This window comes from Salinirubellus litoreus (genome assembly GCF_037335815.1).
GTDB lineage: Archaea > Halobacteriota > Halobacteria > Halobacteriales > Haloarculaceae > Salinirubellus > Salinirubellus litoreus.
The window spans coordinates 1,217,549-1,232,158 of record NZ_CP147841.1 but is presented as its reverse complement, the minus strand read 5'-3'; the positions used below and the strand labels follow the sequence as shown (position 1 = coordinate 1,232,158).

Sequence of the window (14,610 nt, the reverse complement as noted above, 5' to 3'; positions counted from 1 at the left end):
CCCCTTTAGTGGCGGGCGTTCTTCCCCCCGTGTATGAACCGCTTCGCGGAGGTGGACGACCAGTACGACCCGGGCGCGGTCGAGGAGCGGACCTTCGATCACTGGGACGAGGTCGACGCCTACCGGAAAGCGAAGGAGCACCGCGCCGACGGGGAGGACTACTTCTTCGTCGACGGGCCGCCGTACACCTCCGGGGCGGCCCACATGGGGACGACCTGGAACAAGACCCTGAAGGACGCCTACATCCGCTATCTCCGGATGCGCGGCTACGACGTGACCGACCGCCCGGGCTACGACATGCACGGGCTGCCCATCGAGACGAAGGTGGAGGAGCGCCTCGGCTTCGAGAACAAGAAGGACATCGAGGCGTTCGGGATGGAGAACTTCATCGAGGAGTGCAAGGAGTTCGCCGAGGAGCAACTTGAAGGGCTCCAGGAGGACTTCAGGTCCTTCGGCGTCTGGATGGACTGGGACGACCCGTACAAGACGGTCTCCCCCGAGTACATGGAGGCCGCCTGGTGGGGGTTCGAGCGGGCCCACGAGCGCGGACTCGTCACCCAAGGGATGCGCTCGATCACGCAGTGTCCCCGCTGTGAGACCGCCATCGCCAAGAACGAGGTCGAGTACCACCAGGTCGAGGACCCCTCCATCTACGTGAAGTTCCCGCTCCGCGACCGGGAAGGCTCGCTCGTCATCTGGACGACCACGCCGTGGACGATCCCCGGAAACACCTTCGTCGCCGTCGGCGGGGACGTCACCTACGCGAAGGTGCGTGCGACGCGCGAGGCGCGAAGCGCCTCGGACAGGTCGAGCGGGGAGCAACGCGACCCGCGAGACGAGGAGGTGCTCTACGTCGCACGCGAGGTCGTCGAGGAGGTGCTGAAGAAGGGCCGGTACGCGGACTACGAGGTCGAGGAGGAGCTGTCGGGCGAGGAGATGGTCGGCTGGACCTACGAACACCCGCTGACCGACGAGGTACCGGAGCACCCCGACTTCGAGGGCGCACTGGAGGTCTACACCGCCGACTACGTGGAGGTCGATCGAACGGGGCTGGTCCACTCCGCACCCGGGCACGGTGAGGAGGACTTCGAGCGCGGGCACGAGCTCGGTCTGGAGATCTTCTGTCCGGTCGGCGGCGACGGCGTCTACGACGAGCGCGGGGGGAAGTACGCCGGGCAGTTCGTCCGCGACGCCAACGACGACGTCCGCGCGGACCTCGAACGGAAGGGCCTGATGCTGGCCGACGAGACGTACGTCCACGACTACGGCCAGTGCTGGCGGTGTGACACGGACATCGTCCAGATCGTCACCGACCAGTGGTTCATCACGGTCACCGACATCAAGGACGAACTGCTCGCCAACATCGAGGACAGCGAGTGGTATCCCCCCGAGGCACGGGACAAGCGGTTCAGGCAGTTCGTCGAGAACTCGCCGGACTGGAACGTCTCCCGACAGCGCTACTGGGGCATCCCCATCCCCATCTGGACGCCCGAGGACTGGAGCGGTGAGATGGACGACGCCATCGTGGTCGGCACGCGCGAGGAGCTCGCCGAACTGGCGGACCAGGACGTCGACCCCGAGGAGGTCGACCTCCACCGCCCCACGGTCGACGATCTGACGATCACCCGCGACGGGACCACCTACACGCGGGTCCCGGACGTGTTCGACGTCTGGCTCGACTCCTCGGTCGCCTCCTGGGGCACCCTCGGCTACCCGCAGGAGGAGAGCGACTTCGAGGAGCTCTGGCCCGCCGACCTCATCATGGAGGCCCACGACCAGACGCGGGGCTGGTTCTGGTCACAGCTGGGAATGGGGACCGCGGCGCTCGACGAGATACCCTACCGACAGGTGCTGATGCACGGCTGGGCGCTCATGCCCGACGGCCGGACGATGTCCAAGTCGAGAGGGATCCTCGTCGACCCCAAGGAGGTCATCGAGGAGTACGGCGTGGACCCGATGCGGGCGTTCCTGCTCGCTCAGACCCCCCAGAGCGACGACATGCGGTTCTCCTGGGACGAACTGGAGAACCGCCAGCGCGACCTGAACATCCTCTGGAACGTCTTCCGGTTCCCACTGCCGTACATGCGCCTCGACGGGTTCGATCCCGAGGAGGAGACGGTCGAAGACCTCGAACTGGAGACGGTCGACGAGTGGATACTCTCGCGGCTCCAGACCGTCGAGGCCGAGATGACCGAGGCGTGGGAGGAGTTCCGGCAGGACCGCGCGCTCGAGACGCTCCTCTCGTTCGTCGTCGAGGACGTCTCGCGGTTCTACATCCAGGTCGTCCGCGAGCGGATGTGGGAGGAGGAGGACAGCGACTCCAAGCGGGCGGCCTACGCCACGTTCTACCGCGTGCTGAGCGAGGTAGTCGCGCTGCTCGCACCCTACACGCCGTTCGTCGCCGAGGAAATATACGGGAAGCTCACCGGCGATACGGGGTACGACACGGTCCACATGTGTGACTGGCCCGAACCCGACGAGTCGCTCCGCGATCCCCAGCTAGAGACGGACGTCGCGGTCCTCCGCGGGGTCGAGGAGGCGGGCGCGAACGCCCGCCAGCAGGCCGAGCGGAAGCTCCGGTGGCCCGTCGCGCGCGTGGTCGTCGCGGCCGACGACGACGGGACGGCCGCCGCCGTCGACCGCCACCGTGACCTCCTGTGCGACCGGCTCAACGCCCGCGAGATCGAACTCGTCGAGCCCGGCGAGGCGTGGGAGGAGCTCGCCTACGGGGCCCGCGCGGACATGTCCGTCCTGGGACCCGAATTCGGGAGCGAGGCGAGCGAGGTGATGAACGCGCTCAACGAGGCGAGCGTCGGCGAGCAGTCCGTGGCGGCCCTCGAGGACGCCGTGTCGGAGTCGCTCGGCCGCGACGTCGACCTGACCGACGAGATGGTCGAGTTCGTCACCCGCACCCCCGAGGGCGTCGAGGGGACGACCTTCCGCGTCGACGGGAGCGAGCGCGGCGTCGTCTACGTCGACACGGCGCTGACGGAGGACATCGAGTCCGAGGGGTACGCCCGTGAGGTCATCCGCCGGGTCCAGGAGATGCGAAAGGACCTCGACCTCGACCTCGAAGCGGAGGTCCGCGTCGAACTCGACGTGCGCGACGAGCGCGTCGCCGACCTCGTCCGCCGGCACGAGGACCTCATCGCGGGCGAGGTCCGGGCCGCCGAGTTCGGCGAGGTGACCGACGGCCACCGCAAGGAGTGGGACGTCGAGGGCGTGACGATGGAGATCGCCGTCGAGCCGCTCGCCGCGCCGTCGGCCTCGGACTGACCGCTCGTCCCACCCGCCTCGCACGACGACTGCTTGCCTCGGGCCCGTTCCGCGAGCGGTCACGCCTCGGGAGGGGACGGTTCGACGGACAGGTACCACCAGACCGCCCCGAGGACGGATCCGACCGTACTCGCCGCGAGGTCCGCCCGCTCGGGCTCCCGCCCCGGAATCCACTCCTGGAGCCGTCCGAGCAGGAGGGCGTAGCCCGTCGAGAGACAGGCCGCGAGCGTGCAGGCCGACCGGGGGTCGAGCCGACCGGAGCCGAGCGAATCTGCCACGACCGCCGCGAACCCGCCGTGCCCGAGGAGGTGGAGGAGCTTGTCGGGGCCGAACCGCGCGAACTCCGGGTGTCGGCCGAACGGCGCTGGAAGGGCCGACCCGACGAACAGCACCGCCGCGACGGCGGCGACGTCCCTCCAGGGCGACCCGTCGATCGGAGTGAACCGCGAGCCGAGCATGGGAGTGTCACCCGGGGGAAGCGTATCCGACGACAAAGCGTTGACGTCCGGTCGTGAGCGGCCGGAAGCGCGATCGCGCGCGGTCCGCGGTCTCAGAGCGCGTCCGCGACGGTGGGAGCGACGCTGACGGCGCTCTCCGCCCGTTCGAGCGTGTCGGTCCCGTACACGCGGTCGACGCCGACGCGGGCCAGCCGCGTACGGGCGCTGCCGGCGAGCATCGCGTGGACGCACGTGACGAACACTCTCGCGGGGCCGTCGAGTTGGACGATCGCCTCGCTCATCGTCCCGCCGGTGGCGACGATGTCGTCGACGAGCACCACCTCCCGATCCCTCGCCGCGGTCTCCGAGGGGGCGACCGACACCTCGCCGGTGTCGCGGTCGCGGTGCTTCTCGAAGTGATCGACGGTCCCGGTGCCGTACGCGTCCCGCACCTCGCGTGCGAGCCCGCGGGCGGAGGCGTCCGGGGCCAGGAAGAGGGGGTCGGCGAGGTCGGGGAGCGGGGCGGCGAGGCGGTCGGCGGCCGAGACCGCCTCGAACGGGACGTCGAAGAACTCCTCGATGGACGGCTCGTGTGGATCGACACAGACCACCCGGTCGGTCCCCGGCGAGAGCGCGCGGGCGACCGCGCGGGCCGAGACGGGTTCCCCCTCGCGGAACGCGTCGTCCTGCCGCGCGTAGCCCATGTAGGGGAGGACCGTCACGACCTCCTCGGCGTACTGGCGGGCGACGTCCTGGAGCTGGAGCAGTTCGACGTGCGCGTCGCCCGAGACGGTGCTCGCGACGATCACGGCCCTGTCGGTCGACGACGGCTCCGTCGTGCGGACCAGTAGCTCGCCGTCGGCGAACCGGTCGTACTCGACCGCCGCGAGTGGTTCGTCGAGTTCGGCCGCCAGCGCCGCCCCCAGCGACTGTGACGCCGACCCCGGGAGTATCATGTCCGGTCGTGCGGCACGGGCTGTAACAAGCCTTGCTTCTCGCCGGGCCGGCGCGTCACGCTCCCCGAGCGGGCATGTACTCTGCTACCGGGCGACGTCGTCGCGCCGCTGACGGGGGACTTATCGGCGGTGACCGCCAGTGTCCGGCAGATGGTCGCGACGACGACGCTGGTGACGCTCTCGGTCGCAGCGCTGGCCTCCCTGTTCATGGCCTGGGCCATCGGTGCGGGCTCCTCGGGGTCGACACCGTTCGCCCCCGCCGTCGGCGCGAACGCCATCGGCGTGATGCGCGCGGCGCTCGTCGTCGGCGTCCTCGGGCTCTCCGGGGCGGTCCTCCAGGGCGCGAACGTCACCGAGGCGGTCGGTCGCGAGCTCATCCGGGGCGTGACGCTCTCGCCGACCGCAGCCATCGTCGGCCTCCTCACCGCCGCGATACTCGTCGCCATCGGCGTCTTCACGGGCTACCCCATCGCCACCGCGTTCACCGTCACCGGCGCGGTCGTCGGCGTGGGGCTCGCCCTCGGCGGCGATCCGGCGTGGGCGAAGTACCGCGAGATCGTCGCGCTCTGGGTCGCCGTGCCGTTCGTCGGCGGCGGCATCGCCTACGGGACCGCCCGTCTCCTCCGCACCGAGGGCGTCCCCGAGCGGGTGGCGGTGCCGCTACTCGCCGGCGTCGTCGGCCTCGTCCTCGCCAACGTGGAGTTCGTCCTCCTCGGTCCGGCGGGCGAGAGCGCCTCGCTGGCCGCGGTGGCCGCCGGGGGGCTCCCCGGCGGACCCATCGCCGTCGCGGCGGTGTCCGTCCTGTTCGCCGCCGTCGTCGCCGTGGCGCTCTACGGCGACATGACCCGCGACCAGGCCCGCGGCCAGCGACGGTTCCTGCTCGTCATGGGCGGTCTCGTCGCGTTCTCCGCCGGCGGCTCGCAGGTCGGCCTCGCGCTCGGGCCGCTGCTCCCGCTGCTCGACGACGGCCCGTTCGCGATCCCGCTCACGACGCTGCTCCTGGGTGGCGGTGTCGGCCTCCTGCTCGGGTCCTGGACGGGCGCTCCACGGATGATCAAGGCGCTCGCACAGGACTACTCCTCGCTCGGCCCGCGCCGCTCGATCGCCGCGCTCATCCCCTCGTTCGTCATCGCACAGACCGCCGTGTTCCTCGGCGTCCCCGTCTCGTTCAACGAGATCATCGTCAGCGCCATCATCGGGTCGGGCTACGCCGCGGGCGGGGCCGGCGTCTCCGGACGCAAGATGATATACACCGTGCTGGCGTGGCTCGGATCGCTCGCGCTCGCCGGCGGGGTGAGCTACGGCGCGTACCGCCTCTGGACGGCGGTCGCGTAGCGATCCTACGAATTGTTGTAGTCTTTTACCAGCGATCACTGACCCTGTTCGGGTGATCGCCGGCAAGTCGTTACAACAATCCGTACCGACCATCCGGAGAACGCGGCACGACGACACGGACGCCCTCGTTAGTTGTACTTTTCGTCGTCTCTTCAGGATCTGAAAAGGCTGCTCCGCTTATATATGGGTACGGGCCGTTCGACCGGGTATGGGTGACGGGGGATGTATCAACTGTGGGGAACCGGACGCCGAACCGTACGACCTGCTCGTGCGGAGCAACAACCACGAGGCAGTACTCCTCTGTGAGACGTGCCACGAGGCCATCCAGCGCGAGATGGCGGAGGAGGGGTGATCCCCGTGTCGCGGACCGCGAGGTGCGCCGGCTCGGTCACGCCGCCCGGTCACCTCCGGGTGCTCCACGTCGACGACGACCCGGCGCTGCTCGACCTCACGGCGGAGTTCCTCGAACGGTTCGACGACCGGGTGACCGTCCGGAGCGAGACCGACCCGCTGACCGTCCTCGACAGGCTCGACGCCGAGACCGTCGACTGCGTCGTCAGCGACGTGCGGATGCCCCGGTGTGACGGGTTCGAACTCTGTCGGCGGATCCGCGAGGAACACCCCGACCTGCCGGTCGTCCTGTTCACGAGCGAGCGCGGGGCCGACGTCGCCGACCGGGCCGAACGGGCGGGTGCCACCGATCACGTCGTGAAGGCACCGGGCGTCGAACAGTACGAGGTCCTGGCGGACACCATCGAGAGCGCGATCCAGCATGGACGGACGGGCGAAAGCGAGAGCGAGTCCGAGACGCCGTCGGGGACGGAGTCGACCGCATAGGGCCACTCGGAGCCGTCCAGTTCACGGATCCCGAAGCGTTATGGCACCGTTCGACGCCGGACCGGGCGGTCGCCCACGATGCGGTCGTAGCCCCCGTTTGCTCCGTACACTTCCCCGGAGAGCCACGGCCGGTGCGGGCGGGAATCGAGGTGCCGACCGGGCCGGCGCTATCGGATCCATCGGAGCGCGTCGGTCGGTCGTAGAGGAACCACGAGGGCTCTCCCAGTGGATGTAGCGTCTGGAAGTCCCTACTCATCGACGGGGGAACGTCCCCGTCCGGCGTGTGTCATCGGTTCCAAACGCGACTATAGGACGGGCGGGTTCGGGCGGGTCGCCGGGAACGGTCGCGTTCGACCCGCGCGGTCAGTCGACCTCGACCTCGTCGGGGACGGCCTCCTCGTCCTCGATCGCCTCCGGTTCGGGCTCGACGGGTCTGGTGATGCGGGCCTTCATGATGCGCGTGTTCTGGACCTCCTCGACCCGGATGTCGATGCCGTCGTAGGAGATGACCTCGCCCTCCTCGACGAGGCGTCCCGCGCGGTTGAAGATGAAGCCGGCGATGGTCTCGAACTCCTCGCCCTCGGGGAGTTCGATCTCGAGGGCCTCGTTGACCTCCTCGATGTTCACCTCGCCGCGGACCAGCACCTCGAGGTCGCCCACGAACTCGATCGGCTCCTCCTCGCCGCCCTCGAGGATCTCGCCGACGATCTCCTCGGTGAGGTCCTCCGTCGTGACGAGCCCCTCGGTGGTGCCGAACTCGTCGATGACGATGACCATCGGCATCCGGTTCTGTCGCATCTCCGCGAGGAGTTCGTCGACGTTCTTCGACTCGGGGACGTGTAGCGTCGGCTCGATGAGGTCCTCGAGCCGGATGTCGCTCTCGCGCTCGCCGTAGTTCAGGTCGCGGACGAGGTCCCGGATGTTGACGACGCCGACGACGTTGTCGAGCGACCCCTCGTAGACGGGAATACGGGCGTGTCCGGACTGGACGCAGGTCTCGATGGCCTCCTCGATCGAGGACTCCACGCCGATCGCGTCCATGTCGAGCCGCGGGGTCATCACCTCCTTGGCGATGGTGTTGTTGAACCGGAAGACGCGGTCGAGCAGTTGGCGCTCGTCCTCCTCGATGACCCCCTCGCGCTCGCCCGTCTCGATGATGTCCTGTATCTCGTCGCGGGTGACGTAGGAGGTCTCGATGGCCGACCGGCCGCCGGTGACCTTGTTCACGATCCGGGTGAGGTAGTCGAACAGCACGACCAGCGGGAGCAGCACCTGCTCGGCGAATTTCAGGGGCCGGGAGATGGTCAGCGCCCACGACTCGGTGTTCTCGACGGCGTAGCTCTTGGGCGCGGACTCCCCGAACAGGAGGACGATCGCGGTGATGCCGAACGTCGCGATTGCGACCGCGGTTCCCTGGGTGAAGTAGATCGCCAGCAGCCCCGTCGCGATAGAGGACATCGCGATGTTGACGAGGTTGTTCCCGACGAGGATGGTGATGAGCAGGCGGTGTGGGTCGTCCTTCAGGGCCTTGAGCGTCGCCGCTCCCGGCGCGCCCTCCTCGGCGAGCGACTCGGTGCGGTGCTCGGCGAGCGAGAACATCGCGATCTCCGACGAGGAGAAGAACGCCGAGAGCCCGATGAGGAGAAGGATGGTCAACGCGCCGATGGCGACGAACGCCGTCTCGCTCAGGGAAAAGAAGCCGAGGATATCGACCTGTGCCGGCACGATCGGAGCAGTAGAGAGCAGCACTGACGCCTGTATACCCATTGTAACACCCTGTCTTGTCCGTCCCGGGGATTAAGAGTTGTCATGGCCGGCGCTCACGTCCCGCGTTCCTCCCCGGGATCGGAGCGACGGTCCCGCTCAGGCCGGTGGTCGGGGGTCGTGGACCGCCGGGCCCCACCGACGCACGCGAGGAGAAGCTTTAGGCACGTGTCGGCCGAACCCGCTGGTATGTCCGAATCACCGGAGCCACACCTCACGATCTATCGACTGCAGGCCTGCCCGTACTGCGAGCGGGCGATCCGAAAGCTGAACGACCTCGGGCTGGAGTACCGCTCGCGGTTCGTCGAGGCCCGGCACTCCCGGCGGGACGTCGTCAAGCGGGTGTCCGGAAAGCGGACGGTCCCGGCGCTGGTCGACGAGCGGACGGGCGTGACGATGTCCGAGAGCGCCAACATCGTCGAGTACCTCGAAGCGACGTACGGTTCGGGCGACGGGGCGACGGGTGAGGAGGCCGCCACACACGCGGGCGGTGGTGACTGAATGTCCTCGATGGGGCTCGACTTCGAGGTGACCGAACTCGGACCGACCGACCACGTCGAGGCCGGCGAGACGGCCCCCGAGTTCACCCGCCCGCTCGTCAACGAGGAGTACTGGGAGGACGTCTCGCTCTCGGGACTCCTCGAGGACGGGCCCGTGGTGCTCGTCTTCCACGCGATGGACGGGGACTTCCCCGCGACCTACACCTGGCAGGAGATACGCGATCGCGGCTGGGACGAGTGGGACGCCGAGGTCGTCGGCGTGAGCGTCTCGACCCCCTACGAGCACGAGACGTTCCTCCGCGAGTGGCGCGGGTTCGATCGGTTCCAGCTGTTCTCGGATCCGGGTAACGGGGTCGCGGAGGCCTACGGTGTCGTCCACGACCTCGACGGAATGGCGGGCGTGAGCGAGGCCCGACCGTCCGTCTTCGTCGTCGGGACCGACGGCACGATCGAGTACGCCTGGGCCGCAACGGAGTACCCCGACTTCCCACGGTACGAGGAGGTCGAGGCGGCCGTCGAGTCGCTGTAGGATGCCCGATCGGCCAGACGGAAGCGTGGGCGCCGAGACCATCGAACGGGCCGGGGAGGCGATCCGGGAGGGCAGGCTGGTCGTCTACCCGACCGACACGGTGTACGGCCTCGGCGCGAACGCGCTCGATCCGGAGACGATCGAGCAGGTCTTCGAGGCCAAGGGCCGCTCGCGGGATCGGCCGCTGTCGCTCGGCGTCCCCGACGTGGAGACGGCGCTCGAGTACGCCGACCCCACCGACCGCGAGGAGCGGTTCATGCGGGCGTTCCTCCCCGGGCCGGTCACCGTGGTCGTCGAACGACGGGAGCCGGTCCCCGACGCCCTGACCGCCGGCCGTGACCGCGTCGGGCTACGGATCCCCGACCACGACGTCTCGCTCGCCTTCTACCGGGCGGCCGATCGCCCCGTGACGGCGACGAGCGCGAACCGCTCCGGGGAGGGAAGCGCCCGCACCGTGGCCGAGATCGACCGCTCCGTCCGGGAGGCGGCGGTCGTCCTCGACGCCGGCGAGACCCCCGGGACCGAGAGCACGGTCGTCGACCCCTCGCTCGCCGATCCCGTGATACGCGAGGGAGCGGTGGCCGACGACGTTCGGGAGTGGCTCCGCGACTAGGTCCCGATTCCCGTATCCCGCAGGTGGTACTCGATCCCCCCGTCCTCGAGCACTCCCCGGAGCGCGTCCATCCCCCGGTCCAGTTCGAGTCCGACCTCCTCGATGTGGGCGTCGGGGTTCTCGGTCGGCTCCGTCTCGAAGTGGGCGGTGAGTTCGATGCCGTCGGGGTGGTCGTACCCGCGGACGTGGACCTGCCACCACTCGTACTCCGGGTAGTCGGGGTGGTCGTAGAACTCCACCCGCCTGAGGTTGAGTATCTCGTGACGGTAGGAGTAGGAGAACTCCCAGCCGGGATCGAAGTAGTGTCGCCCGAGGAGCCGGGTGGCCTCCGCCTCCGTGAGCGGGACGACGTAGCCGGCGTTCCCCGGTCGAGGCCTCGTGAAGAAGGTCTTTCTGATCCACCAGATCGAGCGCCTGAGCGAGGCGAGCGGCGTCTCGGGCAGGTGACGGAGACGTTCGACGAAGTCCCTGAGCCGGTGTTCCAGCGAGGGCATACCCCCCTCTCTCCCGCAGACCCTGTTAGCTGTTGTCACAATCCGAGCAGCGAGCGCAACGAGCGGGTCCGCGTCCCGCAGGTCGCCCGGTACTCACACGCCCGGCACTTCGCGTCGTTCTCGACGCGGGCCGGCGGGCCGTCCATCGACTCGATGGCTCGGATCGCCCGCCGGTAGGCGGCCTTCCGGCGGGTCGTCAGCCTGACCTCCCGGACGATCCCGTGGGCGGGGTACTCCGCGAACGCCCGTTCGACGGGTCGCTGGCGCTCCCAGGCGAGCGCCTTCGCGGCCGCGACCGCTCGGACACCCTGTGGCTCCCACATACCCCGATCGGGGGGCTCGCCGGCGAACACCAGCGACACGGTGGGCGGGTCGCCGAACAGCTTGTGGGCGATTCCGCGAGCCTCCTTCCCCTCGAGGAAGACGTCGCGGGCGCGGGGATCGATCAGCCCCGCCCACACGTCCCCGTCGAACCGGGCGCGGGCACAGGAGAGCCGCGTTCGGAACTGCGTGGGCGTGGCCTCGACCTCCGGGGGTAGCTCGTTCCCCGGTTCAAGCAGTTCGGCGTACCGAAGGGCGACCTCGCGGACCCGTCGTGCGGCCTCGGCCGCCTCGGCCGGGGGCTCCTCGTCCCCGCGCATCCGCCGGTAGTAGAGCTTGCGGGGGCAGTAGGCCGCCGTCTCGAGGTCGGTGAAGGCGTGCATCGGGGGGTCTGGCCCCGTTCCGATACTTGAAGCTGTGGGCAGTCGAGAACCGTCCACCACGACTGGACGGGTCCCGTCGATCACTAGTGGTGCTTCAACCGTAGAGTTGTGAGTTCCGAGTCGACCTCTCATCTGTCGAATAGCAGGCGCGTCTTTTGAGGCGTGCAAGATGTAGCGCGCGCCTCGGTCAGCGGTTCTATGCTCGACGTGACCGAACTGAATCGTTCAGTACAGTCCATAGCGATACCATCGGGATGAGAAGAACGATAGAAGCACCACAAAGCACATCCCGAAAGATGACCGTTTTTACTCCGATGGCCCTGATAGCGTCGTTCCGTGAGGAACCGTCCCTCCGTCGGCCGGGAATCGCCCTTCTCGGCCTACTGACCATGGTCTTGATCGGTGAGCGGCTGCTCACGATCGCGGTCGATGGTGTTCGCCACGGATCGGCGGAGTTCCCGGTGTGGCTCCCTGAGCTTGGATCAATCGGTGGGACGATTGTCTTCTATAGCCTGCTGTTCGACGTCGTGAAATTCGTTGCAATCCCGGCGGTCCTCCTGTGGCTCGCCTACCAGTACGGTCGTTACTCGGCCGGTACCTAAGCAATCCTACTTGAGCGGTTAGTCAAGCACCGATGAGACTGTATAAACGAGGTCTCCATGCGAGATGTACCCTCAATATCTCGCAGGCCATTTCTATCAGAATGCGGGGTTCTTCACGGCTAACCAAGGGGATGGACTCACAAGTCGAGATTTGAAGCACCACTATCGTACAGGATACTCCCGCGAGCGGTGCTGACCGCGGTAGATACCAGCACACCCACCCGCCCCGAGGCCCGAAGGGCCGAGGGGCGCACTTTTTCCCCATGTTTTTGCGACGAGTGGTTCCGCAGGCCGCGCTCCGCGCGGCCGAGGAAACCCGAGGAGGAAAAAGTGGCTAGTCGTCGGCGGGTGCCGCGGCGTCGTCCGCCCCCGTCGTCACGGTCGCGTCGCCGGATTCGAGTGCCTCGACCATGAGTTCGGCGACGTCGACGATCTCGATCGCCTCCTCGAAACCACCCGTCTTGCGACCGTCCTCGTACATCGTCATGCACATCGGGCAGGCGACGACGAACTTCTCGACGCTCGCGCCGGCGTCGGTGTCCTCCAGCGCCTCACGCAGGCGCTCCTCGCTCGGCTTGACGTCCTCGTCGTGGTCGAGCCAGAGGCCGCCGCCACCGCCGCCACAGCAGAACGAGTCGGCGCGGTTGCGCGGCATCTCGTGGAGCTCACAGCCGGTCATCCGCACGAGTTCGCGCGGTGCTTCGTACTCGTCGTTGTACCGGCCGAGGTGGCACGGATCGTGGTACGTGACCGTGTAGTCGAGTTCGTTCCCGCGGAGGCCGAGCGCCCCCCGGGTGGCGAGCTCCTCGACGACCTGCGTCCAGTGGTAGATCCCGATCTCGCCGTCGGGGTTCCACGGCTCCTCACGCTCGAACGGCATCATCGGGTCGTCGGCGAACTCCTCGAAGTCGACCTCCGGGTACTCGTTCAGGAAGGTGTTGTACGAGTGGGGGTCCGTACAGACGATCTTCTCGAAGTCGCACTCCTCGAACGAGCCGACGAGCGTCCCCGCCTGTTCGAGGAAGAGGAACTCCTCGCCCACCCGGCGGATGTCGTTGCCGTCGTAGACCTCCTCGTCGTAGAGGATCCCGACGTCACAGTCGGCGTACTCGAAGATCTTCGCGAGCGAGCGGGCGACCTTCTTGTTCCGGTCGTCGAAGCTCGGGTAGTCACCGACGTACCAGAGGTACTCGACGCTCGTCTCGCGGGCGTCGGCCACCTCGAAGTCTAACTCTTCGGTCCAGTTCCCCCGATCGCGGTTGGGATCGCCGAACGTGTTGCCCTTCTGCATGACGTTCTGGAAGACGTCCTGGAGGCTCGGGGGGATCATCCCCTCGTCGGTCATCTGTCGCTGCATCCGCGTGAAGGAGTTGAGGTGCTCGATCTCGACCGGGCAGGCGTCCATGCAGGCCATACACGCCATGCAGGACTCCATCGTCTCGGTGTCGATGACGCCCCCACCGTCGGCGACGATCGGCTTCTCCTCGCCGCCGTCGTCGACCGACTCACGGTAGGACTTCAGGTCGAGGATGACGTCGCGTGGGTCGAGCGGTCGGCCGGAGGCCTTCGCCGGACAGACCGAGGAACAGCGCCCGCACTTCGTACAGGCGTCCTGGTCGAGCAGTTCGCGCCAGGTGAAGTCGTCGATCGACTCGGCGTTGGTCGCATCGAGGTCCGAAGGAACACCGGGGAGGCGCTGGCCGGCCTTCTCGTCGCGGGTGACGACGTTCGCGAACGAGCTGATCATGTGGAACGGCTTGGCGTAGGGGATGACCGCGATGAACAGGAACGCGAGGAGAGCGTGTGACCACCAGGCGACGGGGTAGATCGCCCCGGCGAGTTCGGGGGTCATCCCGGCGAACTCGTAGACGTCCTTGACGAACCAGCCGACGAACGAGACCGTCTCGAAGGAGACGTCGCGCTCGGCGCTCGTCCCCAGGATGCGCAGGCCCTCCTGGAGGTAGCCACCGACGCCGAGCAGGAACAGCGACCAGACGAGAAAGCCGTCCTCCCAGGAGGTGTGCTTGCCCCAGAGCCGATCCATGTTGCGGATGTACCGCCGGTAGATGGCGACACCGAGGCCGACGACGAACAGCAGCCCCATCGCGTCCATCACGAACGAGTAGGAGAGGTAGAAGTCGCCGACGAAGAACGACTCGCCGGTCAGCCGGCGGTAGAAGTCCATGTCGATGGCGAGGATGGTCGTCCCGATGAGGAGCGTCAGGAACCCCCAGAAGATGAACGCGTGCATCAGCCCACCGAACAGGTCGCGATTGAACTGCTTCTGGTTCGACCCCGCGATCTTCGCCGCCTCGAGCACCCGCCCGGGGAGGTCCTCAAGACGGTCCATCGGGTCGCTCCTGCCCTCGGTGTAGCGGGCGAACCGCTTGTAGACCCCGTAGGCGAACACCCAGATCGTCACGACCGCCAGGAAGTAGAACACCACCTCGCCGACGGGCGAGATACCCCAGAACGTCTCGCGCGTGACCGGCTCGCCCGCCTGCAGGGGGAGCGTCGTGGACATACCCCAACGCGGGTAGGGACGCGCTTAAGTTTTGTTACG

The 14,610-nt window shown here is 68.0% G+C and carries 14 protein-coding genes; 8 read left to right on the top strand and 6 right to left on the bottom strand.

The window, feature by feature from the left end; translation table 11 throughout:
- The first annotated feature begins 33 nt into the window (after positions 1 to 33).
- Positions 34 to 3,276, top strand: coding sequence for an isoleucine--tRNA ligase (gene ileS / locus WDJ58_RS06000; RefSeq protein ID WP_338916736.1), 3,243 nt, complete (start codon positions 34 to 36; stop codon positions 3,274 to 3,276).
- A gap of 59 nt (positions 3,277 to 3,335) precedes the next feature.
- On the opposite strand, the gene WDJ58_RS05995 is transcribed toward ileS, so the two are convergent.
- Together WDJ58_RS05995 and prs are read right to left on the bottom strand one after the other, a co-directional pair.
- On the bottom strand, positions 3,336 to 3,734 hold the full coding sequence (locus tag WDJ58_RS05995) for a VanZ family protein (protein ID WP_338916735.1): 399 nt from the start codon (positions 3,732 to 3,734) through the stop codon (positions 3,336 to 3,338).
- Between the two features lie 92 nt (positions 3,735 to 3,826).
- The gene (gene prs / locus WDJ58_RS05990) at positions 3,827 to 4,669 is read right to left on the bottom strand and encodes a ribose-phosphate diphosphokinase (protein WP_338916734.1); all 843 of its coding nucleotides are present in this window, start codon (positions 4,667 to 4,669) and stop codon (positions 3,827 to 3,829) included.
- A 150-nt stretch (positions 4,670 to 4,819) separates the two neighbouring features.
- On the opposite strand from prs, the gene WDJ58_RS05985 reads away from it, so the two are divergent.
- From WDJ58_RS05985 to WDJ58_RS05975, 3 genes are all read left to right on the top strand, one after another.
- The gene (locus WDJ58_RS05985; protein ID WP_338916733.1) at positions 4,820 to 6,004 is read left to right on the top strand and encodes an inorganic phosphate transporter; all 1,185 of its coding nucleotides are present in this window, start codon (positions 4,820 to 4,822) and stop codon (positions 6,002 to 6,004) included.
- A gap of 208 nt (positions 6,005 to 6,212) precedes the next feature.
- On the top strand, positions 6,213 to 6,356 hold the full coding sequence (locus WDJ58_RS05980; protein ID WP_338916732.1) for a hypothetical protein: 144 nt from the start codon (positions 6,213 to 6,215) through the stop codon (positions 6,354 to 6,356).
- Between the two features lie 5 nt (positions 6,357 to 6,361).
- Positions 6,362 to 6,841 carry a response regulator gene (locus WDJ58_RS05975; protein ID WP_338916731.1) on the top strand — a complete coding sequence of 160 codons (480 nt, stop codon included), beginning with the start codon at positions 6,362 to 6,364 and terminating at the stop codon, positions 6,839 to 6,841.
- 363 nt (positions 6,842 to 7,204) lie between these two features.
- On the opposite strand, the gene WDJ58_RS05970 is transcribed toward WDJ58_RS05975, so the two are convergent.
- Entirely contained in the window at positions 7,205 to 8,608 is a 1,404-nt protein-coding gene (locus tag WDJ58_RS05970; protein ID WP_338916730.1) for a hemolysin family protein, read from the bottom strand.
- Positions 8,609 to 8,794: 186 nt separating this feature from the next.
- On the opposite strand from WDJ58_RS05970, the gene WDJ58_RS05965 reads away from it, so the two are divergent.
- Genes WDJ58_RS05965 through WDJ58_RS05955 form a run of 3 tightly spaced genes read left to right on the top strand, consistent with a single transcriptional unit; the run spans position 8,795 to position 10,247 of the window.
- Positions 8,795 to 9,106, top strand: a complete 312-nt coding sequence (locus WDJ58_RS05965; RefSeq protein ID WP_338916729.1) for a glutaredoxin family protein — start codon at positions 8,795 to 8,797, stop codon at positions 9,104 to 9,106.
- Positions 9,107 to 9,115: 9 nt separating this feature from the next.
- Positions 9,116 to 9,634, top strand: a complete 519-nt coding sequence (locus WDJ58_RS05960; RefSeq protein ID WP_338916728.1) for a redoxin domain-containing protein — start codon at positions 9,116 to 9,118, stop codon at positions 9,632 to 9,634.
- Position 9,635: 1 nt separating this feature from the next.
- The gene (locus WDJ58_RS05955) at positions 9,636 to 10,247 is read left to right on the top strand and encodes an L-threonylcarbamoyladenylate synthase (RefSeq protein ID WP_338916727.1); all 612 of its coding nucleotides are present in this window, start codon (positions 9,636 to 9,638) and stop codon (positions 10,245 to 10,247) included.
- On the opposite strand, the gene WDJ58_RS05950 is transcribed toward WDJ58_RS05955, so the two are convergent.
- Together WDJ58_RS05950 and WDJ58_RS05945 are read right to left on the bottom strand one after the other, a co-directional pair.
- The gene (locus WDJ58_RS05950; RefSeq protein ID WP_338916726.1) at positions 10,244 to 10,741 is read right to left on the bottom strand and encodes a hypothetical protein; all 498 of its coding nucleotides are present in this window, start codon (positions 10,739 to 10,741) and stop codon (positions 10,244 to 10,246) included. The two genes, WDJ58_RS05955 and WDJ58_RS05950, sit on opposite strands and share 4 nt — an antisense overlap.
- A 35-nt stretch (positions 10,742 to 10,776) precedes the next feature.
- On the bottom strand, positions 10,777 to 11,445 hold the full coding sequence (locus WDJ58_RS05945) for a CRISPR-associated protein Cas4 (protein ID WP_338916725.1): 669 nt from the start codon (positions 11,443 to 11,445) through the stop codon (positions 10,777 to 10,779).
- A 314-nt stretch (positions 11,446 to 11,759) separates the two neighbouring features.
- Here WDJ58_RS05945 and WDJ58_RS05940 point away from each other — a divergent pair, with 314 nt between their 5' ends.
- On the top strand, positions 11,760 to 12,047 hold the full coding sequence (locus WDJ58_RS05940) for a hypothetical protein (protein WP_338916723.1): 288 nt from the start codon (positions 11,760 to 11,762) through the stop codon (positions 12,045 to 12,047).
- A 334-nt stretch (positions 12,048 to 12,381) separates the two neighbouring features.
- Here the strand turns inward: WDJ58_RS05940 and WDJ58_RS05935 are convergent, their stop codons facing one another.
- Complete coding sequence (locus WDJ58_RS05935; RefSeq protein WP_338916722.1) at positions 12,382 to 14,571, bottom strand: heterodisulfide reductase-related iron-sulfur binding cluster; 2,190 nt, start codon at positions 14,569 to 14,571, stop codon at positions 12,382 to 12,384.
- Between the last annotated feature and the right edge of the window lie 39 nt (positions 14,572 to 14,610).

Bases quoted from the DNA above. Each gene is read 5' to 3' on its own strand.
- WDJ58_RS05955 (WP_338916727.1), top strand. From the start codon at position 9,636: ATGCCCGATCGGCCAGACGGAAGCGTGGGCGCCGAGACCATCGAACGG.
- WDJ58_RS05995 (WP_338916735.1), bottom strand. From the start codon at position 3,734: ATGCTCGGCTCGCGGTTCACTCCGATCGACGGGTCGCCCTGGAGGGAC.
- WDJ58_RS05970 (WP_338916730.1), bottom strand. From the start codon at position 8,608: ATGGGTATACAGGCGTCAGTGCTGCTCTCTACTGCTCCGATCGTGCCG.
- ileS (WP_338916736.1), top strand. From the start codon at position 34: ATGAACCGCTTCGCGGAGGTGGACGACCAGTACGACCCGGGCGCGGTC.
- WDJ58_RS05985 (WP_338916733.1), top strand. From the start codon at position 4,820: ATGGTCGCGACGACGACGCTGGTGACGCTCTCGGTCGCAGCGCTGGCC.
- prs (WP_338916734.1), bottom strand. From the start codon at position 4,669: ATGATACTCCCGGGGTCGGCGTCACAGTCGCTGGGGGCGGCGCTGGCG.
- WDJ58_RS05950 (WP_338916726.1), bottom strand. From the start codon at position 10,741: ATGCCCTCGCTGGAACACCGGCTCAGGGACTTCGTCGAACGTCTCCGT.
- WDJ58_RS05940 (WP_338916723.1), top strand. From the start codon at position 11,760: ATGGCCCTGATAGCGTCGTTCCGTGAGGAACCGTCCCTCCGTCGGCCG.
- WDJ58_RS05935 (WP_338916722.1), bottom strand. From the start codon at position 14,571: ATGTCCACGACGCTCCCCCTGCAGGCGGGCGAGCCGGTCACGCGCGAG.
- WDJ58_RS05965 (WP_338916729.1), top strand. From the start codon at position 8,795: ATGTCCGAATCACCGGAGCCACACCTCACGATCTATCGACTGCAGGCC.
- WDJ58_RS05980 (WP_338916732.1), top strand. From the start codon at position 6,213: ATGGGTGACGGGGGATGTATCAACTGTGGGGAACCGGACGCCGAACCG.
- WDJ58_RS05945 (WP_338916725.1), bottom strand. From the start codon at position 11,445: ATGCACGCCTTCACCGACCTCGAGACGGCGGCCTACTGCCCCCGCAAG.
- WDJ58_RS05960 (WP_338916728.1), top strand. From the start codon at position 9,116: ATGGGGCTCGACTTCGAGGTGACCGAACTCGGACCGACCGACCACGTC.